Annotated in this window: 4 protein-coding genes; all 4 read right to left on the reverse strand. The window is 61.1% G+C overall.

Features of this window, described 5'->3' with window-relative positions; translation table 11 throughout:
- Nucleotides 1-1,078, reverse strand: a 1,078-nt coding sequence (locus tag QRN54_RS33300) for an Ig-like domain-containing protein (RefSeq protein WP_285184025.1), incomplete at its 3' end; no start/stop codon positions are given.
- Nucleotides 1,079-1,169: 91 nt separating this feature from the next.
- Nucleotides 1,170-4,052, reverse strand: coding sequence for a beta strand repeat-containing protein (locus tag QRN54_RS33305; protein WP_285184026.1), 2,883 nt, complete (start codon nt 4,050-4,052; stop codon nt 1,170-1,172).
- A gap of 30 nt (nt 4,053-4,082) precedes the next feature.
- Nucleotides 4,083-6,959: a beta strand repeat-containing protein gene (locus QRN54_RS33310; RefSeq protein ID WP_285184027.1), complete on the reverse strand. Its 2,877-nt coding sequence runs from the start codon at nt 6,957-6,959 to the stop codon at nt 4,083-4,085.
- Nucleotides 6,960-7,179: 220 nt separating this feature from the next.
- Nucleotides 7,180-7,940: Ig-like domain-containing protein (locus QRN54_RS33315; protein ID WP_285184028.1), on the reverse strand; the 761-nt coding region annotated here is incomplete at its 5' end.

The following is a 7,940-nucleotide window of genomic DNA, read 5'->3' on the forward strand; positions in this document are numbered from 1 at the left end:
ACGCCGACGAACTCACGAACCCTGCACCAGCGGTGAAGTCAGCCGTAACACTCTGAGCGCCAGCAACATCGAACGCATGACTCAATGTCGCAACACCCGCGGAGACTGTCACCGGTGAACCGATCGCCGCACCGTTCGACTTGAACTGCACCGAACCCACAGCGTTGTTCGGAGCCACGGTAGCGGTCAGATCAACCGCAGTACCCGCAATCGCCGTCGCGGGAACCGACAACGACGTCGTCGTCTGCACATCCACCGGAACGGGGTTCGAGACCGCCACGTTCGCGGCGGCGGATGTCGAACTCGCGTACGCCACCGCACTTGGCGTAAATACCGCTGTCACGGAGCGTGAGCCAACGGATCCAAAAGAGTGAGCCAATGTGGCCACACCACCACTGACGGTGACAGGGGACCCGATATTGCTGCCGTTGTCCTTGAACTGGACAGCCCCCGGCACGTTGTTGGGCCCGACTGTCGCCGTCAGGTCTACCGACGAGCCCACCGTCGCGGTGGCCGGCACAGACAGCGTAGTGGTGGTGTCACGCTTGGCAACCGTCACCGACGGTCCCATGGTGGAATGATCTTCGGAGACTCCGAAACCACTGCTGCCCATCACGGTGCCCCTGGCTGTGACGCCACCACCGAGTGCACCGAACGCGCAGGAATCCGTGACGAGGTACGTCACGCTGAATGTCCATGGATTGTTTCCGTTGACCAGCCAGCCGGCATTGGTCACAGTGACTGACGTTCCCGTGACGGACGACGGAGTGATCGACGACGTAGACCCTCGCGTCAGTTTCGCAGAGCCCGTTTCGTACGTCAGGCAGGCGGGGTGTACATCGACGAAGGTGTTGATGTACCCGTCGATACCGGACTTGGTGAGGGCAGTTGTGTACGTGATCTTGTCACCGAGATACACGGTGTCGACGTTGGAACTGCGCGTGAACCGGTACTTGCCCTCGGAGACGGTTGCCGTCGCAGCAGAGGAGACGGTAGCCGAGATGGAACCGACCGTCAGCAACGCCACTGAAGCGACGCCGACGAGGGCTATGCCACGGCGAATCAGGTTACGCGACATGGAAACTTCTCCAACCTGAATCGCAGAACTGTTGATGTGACATAGCTACTCCCGTCGACGGTATTCGAATACTGCAGATGCTGTGACCAGGTCAGGAACCGAACGGAAGAGACTCCAATGATCCCGTTCCGAGCGAACCGGTACCGCCGTTGCCGCCGTCACCGGGCGCCGCGTTGACCTGGACGGTGCGGACATCGGACGTGGACCCCGTGAATCCGGCTGCGCCACTGTAAATCGCCTTGATCGAGTGGACACCGGTCGTCGTGAATGTGTGGTTGAGGGCAGCGATCCCGTTGATTACCGCCACAGCCTCACCGATCGGCGTATCCCCGTCCATGAACTGCACGGTTCCCCCGTTCTGCACCGAGGTGACAGTGGCGGAGAGAGTTACCGACTTGTTGACGGTCGAACTGCCGGGAACGGTTATTCCTGTGGCTGTTGCGATGTCGGACGGAGCCGGAGCGGTGACGTTCACCGTGCGTGCCAGTGCCGTTGACCCGATGATTCCCGAGCCGCCTGAATACACCGCGGTGATGGTGTGAGGTCCCGTGGTCGTGAACGTGTAGGACAAGCCGGCAGCGCCAGCCGTCACAGCTTCCGGACCACCGATCGCAACGCCGCCGTCGAAGAACTGCACGGTGCCTTCTCCGACAATTCCGTCAGTCGACGTCCGGACGCTCGCCCACAGGTCCGTTTCCACACCGGTTTTCGCTTCGCCGGGCACGCTGAGCAATGTAACGGAACCCTGATCGGCAACACTCACCTGGACGGACTGAACACTGGATGTCGATCCGTTCACCCCGTTAGTTCCCGAGAACACCGCCGTGATGTCGTGCGAGCCGGCCGCGGTGAAGGTGTGGCTGAGCGTCGCTGAACCATTCGTCACCGCAATCGCACCGCCGATGTTCGTACCGCCATCCTTGAATTGCACCGTTCCACCGTTGCCCGCGGGCGACACAGCGGCTTTGAGGTCGACGGCGTTTCCGGTGTTCGCACTGGGCGGAACAGTCACGGTAGTCGCCGAGTCAACTGCTGCAGTCGACACAGCCACGGTCTTGGGTGCCGAGATCGAGCCGCCGAATTCTGCACCGCCGGAGTACACGGCCGAGATGCTGTGTGCACCGTTGGCGGTGAACTGATGTGAGAGTGTCGCCGATCCGTTGACCACGGCTACTGCACTCCCGATGTTCGCCGCGCCGTCTTTGAACTGGATGGTTCCCGAGCTTGGTGTCGGCGAGACCACCGCAGTCAGATCGACTGCTGCACTGGTCGAGGCAGCGACCGGAGCACTGAGCACTGTGGTCGTGTTCTGTTGAACGAGAGCCACTGTGACGGTCGAAATTTGGGAATTCGACGCACCGAAGCCTGCGACACCCGAGTATTCGGCAGTGATGTCATGTGTGCCGGTAGCGGTGAACGTGTGGGAGACAGAGGCAATTCCGCCACTCACTGCCACCGGGCCACCGATCGCCACTCCACCGTCCTTGAACTGGACGGTTCCACCGTTGGGTTGCGGGTTCACGGTTGCCGTCAATGTGACGACAGCGTCCTTGTTCGCGGTGGGAGGCACCTGGAGTGTCGTGGTCGTGTCTTGCGTGGCACTCGAGATCTCGATTGTCTGCGCCTCGGCGGTCGAACCGTCGAAACCTGCAGTGCCGGAATAGACTGCGGTGATCGAATGCGCGCCGGTTGTGGTGAAAGTGTGGCCGAGCTTCGCTGCTCCGGCCGTCACCGGAATCGCACCTCCGATGTCGATCCCACCGTCCTTGAACTGCACCGTTCCACCGTCGGTTGCCGGTGAGATGTATGCGTTCAACTCGACGGATGTCTGCTCGACAGCGCTCGCCGGCACGGTGACCGACGTACTCGTATGTTCATTGGGTGCCGCGACGTTCACCGTCTGTGCCGACGACGTGGATCCGAGAAACTCGAGAACCCCGTCGTATGCGGCGGTTATGGAATGGCTCCCCGCTGTTGTGAAGGTATGCGGCAGTGTGGCAACACCATTGACGATGGTGACGGGAGTACCGATGTCGGTTCCACCGTCCTTGAACTGAATGGTGCCGCTGGTCGGCGCCGGCGAGACCTGCGCTACCAGGTCCGTCGACTGGCCGACGGTGGCCGTCGTTCCGGATGTGAGGGTTGTTGTCGTGCCCACCTGTGTGACGACGTTGACAGTGGCCAGCGCCTGACCACCGGCATTCAATCCACCATTGTTCGAATCACGCGGCGAGCAGTTGTACCGCTCCCAGTACCCCGGCCACAACGTCTCGTACTGCAGGAACGTGAACGCGTTTTTCGGTGAATTGAACGAGCCCGAATCACCGTCGGTTGCACGCAACTTCGGCTGCACCGTGCTGCCGGCGGCACCGGCAACCACCGTCACATCGATCGCCGGCAACCGGAAGGTATTCCCCGCTGCGACCTCGATTCCGCCGTCGCTGTTCTTGCTCGAGCTCGGGCCGTTGCTGCCCTTGTTGTTCGAGTCAGCAGTCTGGTTGTTCCCCGAAATACGTAGATGCGTACCCGCACCATCCGGCGAACCGCCGTCGTTGATCCGAATCACCGACGGAGCCACACCTGACAGATTCGACGATGAACCTGTCACCACTCGCGCATCCACGAAGGACACACCCGAAGGAATGTCGAAGTCGTACTTCAGTCGTGTCCACTTACCGACACTGCGACCCGCATGGCCACCTGTCGGCACTGACATCGCATTCGGTTGCACCCGGTACGTGAAGGTCGACCCTGCCACTACCTTCTCCGGCGCCGACACCGTCACACCCGTCGAATGAAACACATCCGAGATGTCAACGGCCAAATGCTCGTAGCCGTCACACCCCAACTTGAAGTCGACGCTCTTCTCCACGGGCGGCGACGACGACGGTGCCGCCGAAGCAACACCACCGGCCACCAATACACCGCCGACCAACGCCGCCACCACAACCGCGGAACTTCTTCTCACAGACACGAATACTCCTCAGCTAGCAACGCACGAAGGTCAGGAACCGAACGGAAGAAAATCACTGGATCCGCCGCCACCGTTGCCGGTCGAGGCCTTTTCGACGAGGACGGAAGTAGCCGCCGACGTCGAGCCGGAGAATCCGGCAGCACCGCTGTAGACAGCGGTAATCGGGTGAGCACCCACCTTGTCGAAGGTATGCCCCATGGTGGCAACGCCGTTGACCAGTACAACCGCTTGACCGATTGGTGTGTCGCCATCCATGAACTGCACGGTTCCACCTGCGGTCTCCGAGGCGATGACGTTGGCGCTCAACGAAATTTGCGAACCCACCGTGACTGTGCCGGGTACGGATATGACGGTGGCGGTCGAGATGTCCGACGCAGTCGCCTGCGACACGTTGATCGAACGTGCCTGCGCTGCCGAGCCGTTACGGCCTTCGGATCCGCTGTAGGTCGCAACGATCTCGTGTGCACCCGTAGTGGAGAAAGTATGTGTCAGCTTGGCGACTCCGTCGAATACGAACACCGGCGCACCCAGGCTGACCCCTCCGTCGGAGAACTGAACGGTTCCACCGGTCGAAACAGGCTGCCCACTCGGCAATTCGAACACCGAAGCCCAAAGGTCGGTGGCGGCGCCGGTCTTTGCTTCGCCGGGAACACTGAGCAGAGTGGCGGTGCCGAGATCCGCGAGACTGACCTCCACGGTGCCCGGGGCGGACGTGGAACCGTCGAATCCGACAGCGCCGCTGAACGCAGCGGCAATATCGTGAGACCCGGAATTCGTGAAGACGTGGCTGAGCGTCGCGACACCATCGACCACGTTGACCGGATATCCGATAGGCGAGCCCGCGTTCGTGAACTGGACGGTGCCACCGGAAGGCTTCGGTTCAACCGATGCCTTCAGATCTACGGCACCGCCGGTCCGGGCGGTCGCCGGGACGGTCACCGTTGTCGACGTAGCCACATCGGAGGACGTCACCTCGATGCTCTGCGCCGTCGAAACCGATCCTGCGGATGTCGGATCACCGGAATAGAGCGCAGTGATCGCGTGCGTTCCAGCCGTCGTGAAGGAATGGGTGACGACAGCTACACCGTTGTCGACGGCAACCGGATCGCCGAGCGGCACTCCCGCGTCGGCGAACTGAACGGTGCCACCCGCTGGTGCGGGATTGATCGTCGCGCGCAACTCGACCGGGTTCCGAGTCGATGCCGATTCCGGCACGGTGACTACCGTCGTGGTGCCGGAGATTCCGTCATCGATCGTGATCGTCTTCGGTAGCGACGTCGAGGCTGTGAAGCCCGCCGCTCCCGAGTAGATCGCGGTGATCGAATGACTGCCTGCCGAATCGAAACTGTGGGTAAGGTTTGCTGTCCCTCCGACGAGTTCGACAGGGGCACCGATATCGACTCCACCGTCCTTGAACTGAATCGTTCCGCCAGTGGGCGTCGGGAAGACTGATGCGGACAGCGCTACTTGGTCACCGGTCGCAGCCGACCCGGAAAGGTTGACGAATGTTGTCGTCACCGAATCTGCTGCTGCGACTCCGACGATCTGTGGAGTTGACGTCGAGCCGGCAAATTCGGTTGTTCCGCTGTAGATCGCAGTTATCGAGTGCTGTCCGGGAGTTGTGAAGGAGGTGGTCAGCTTGACCTGGGCGGAGGTAACCTGCTGCGGCGCACCGAGATTGTTCGATCCGTCCTTGAACTGAACCGTGCCACCCGTCGGTGTCGGTGAGATTGTTGCGCTCAAGTCCACTGGCACGTTGATCGCCGAATTCTCGGGCGCGGTGACTGCAACCGATGTCGCAGTGCGTGCGGACTGGACCTTGATCACCTTGGGCGCCGATGTCGATCCGGAGACTCCGGATACGCCGCTGTATTCGGCAGTGACGCTGTGGTCGCCGGCCGTCGTGAACGTGTGTGGAAGCGCGGCGGTGCCGTTGACAACCGCGACCGGTCCACCGATCAGGTTGTCTCCGTCCTTGAACTGAACCGTGCCACCGGATGTTCCACCGGAAACGCCTGCAGTCAGGGTTATCTCGGTGCCTACGTATGTCGAGGCCGGTAGGTTGAGCTGTGTGGTCGAGGGTGCATCAGCACTCGATACTGCGATGGTCGCCAGCGCGCCTGCGCCACGATTGAGCCCCGATCCCGTTCCGTCCCGCGGAGAACACTTGGTCGGCGCCCACTGGGTTCCACCGAGAAAAGTTGCTTTGGCGAGCTGGGTACTGAAATTCTCGCTTGCGTTGTAACTTCCGGCGCTGCCGGACGTCCGCACCTTCGGAGTGATGGCCGTCCCGGCGGTGCCTGCGACGACGGTTACCTCGACGGCCGGCATCTGGAACCAACTGTCCCCGTTGCTGTTGGACGATCCGTCAAGATTCTTCTTGAGCTTGGGAGCACGGATTCCCCCTTCGCTGTTGGTGCTGTTCGAAGTGCCGTTGGCGATGACTTCGTTGTTGCCCGACAACCGAAGCAGAGGCCCTGCCGAATCGGCTGAACCCGACGTGTTGATCCTCAGCACGCCTGCCGGAACCCCATCGAGGTTCTTACCCGTGTTCGGCAGCACCGCGGCCTGAACGAATGTCGTGTTGTTCGGAATCTCGAAATCGAACTTCAACCTCGACAGATTGCTGGTAGTCGCACCGGAATCACTGTCCGGGTATGAAGCCGGGCCCGGCTGAATCGTGAATGTGAATGTCTCTCCGGATACCACTGTGGTCGGCGCATTGACGATGACGGAATCGTCTTTGGTCTTGTCGACGTTGATGGTCGCCGATGCGCGGCACGTACTTTTGAACGAGGTCGTGGTGGTCTGCGCAGCGGCCTGCCCACCACCTATAAGCAGCATCCCGGCCACCAGGGCAGCGCCGGTCAGGGGCGCGGCACAGTGCCGGAGCGTCGAGATGTGCATTGGTTCTTCTCTCGGAATACTCGAACAGAGCGAAAATCAGAATTGAAGCTGGACGCCCGTACAGTACCCGTCAAAAGTAGTACTTGTATCAGTTTTTTCGGACAAATACCGACAAAAAATCACGAATTGCCGATAGTTCCGCTAACGACCAATCATCGATTTGCGAAGAGTGATGCCCCTTGCGCCTGTGGGGCACAAGGGGCATCACATCATCGGAGAATCAGGAACCGAACGGCAGCGACAACGATCCGAGCGAACCGAAGTCACCGCCCCCGTTGCCGACGTTCACAACCGATGCAGTCGACGTGGAACCCGTGACACCCTGGGCGCCGCTGTAGACCGCGGTGATCGAATGGTTGCCGGTCGTGGTGAAGGTGTGGCTCAACACAGCCTGCCCACCGACAACATCAACGGCAGTTCCGATCGGAGTCGTTCCGTCGAAGAACTGGACGGTTCCCGACGTCGCGCCGGAAGAACTGACCACAGCCTTCAGCTGCACCGCCGTGCCGACCTTTGCCGAGGACGGAGCCGTCAACGACGTAGAGCTTTCGACATCCGACGGGGTCGGAACCGTGACATTGACGTCGACAGACTCCGCAGTGGACGACGTGAACACACCGGATCCACTGAATACAGCCGAGACTGCAAAGGTGCCTTCTGCTCCGAATACGTGCGGCAGCTTGGCAACTCCGTCCACAACCGCGACCGGGGCACCCAGATCGACTCCACCGATCTTGAACTGGACCGTTCCGCCGGAAGGCACCAGGGCGTCCGAGGGATCTTCGGACACTGTCGCGAAGAGATCAACAGGCAGTCCGACCTTGGCTTCACCCTGAACACTCAGCACCGTCTTTGTCGCCTTGTCGACCGGAGCCGGATCAGAGACCGTCACCGTCTGAGCCGACGCCGACGAGCTGACAAAGCCAGCACCAGCGGTGAAGTCAGCCGTAACACTCTGCGCACCAGCAACATCGAACGCGT

Source organism: Rhodococcus sp. MEB032 (assembly GCF_030208925.1).
Taxonomy (GTDB): Bacteria; Actinomycetota; Actinomycetes; order Mycobacteriales; family Mycobacteriaceae; genus Rhodococcus_F; species Rhodococcus_F qingshengii.